At 62.4% G+C, this 221-nt stretch carries 1 pseudogene; it reads right to left on the reverse strand.

What is annotated here, in order from left to right:
* Positions 1 to 221 (reverse strand): annotated as a pseudogene (locus ACLQ3C_RS21735) (IS21 family transposase); the annotation flags it as partial.

Below are 221 nucleotides of genomic sequence, written 5' to 3' on the forward strand. Positions count from 1 at the left end.
GGGGCGACCTTGCCCACATGGTAGGTGACGAGTTCAAATCGTCTGGGCGGCAACGGGTGTAACGCATCTCGTTCGGATTGCCCGAACAACTCGGCCGGCGTCATACCGTCGATCCCGCGGTGCGCGTGAGCTCCGTAGACATTCACACACCAGTCCCGCGCGCCCTGCTGCATGTCGGCCAGGCTGGAGAACTCGCGGCCTTTGAAGAACGAGTCCCGAAT

The sequence above is a fragment of the Gordonia sp. DT30 genome (genome assembly GCF_049844915.1).
Taxonomy (GTDB): Bacteria; Actinomycetota; Actinomycetes; order Mycobacteriales; family Mycobacteriaceae; genus Gordonia.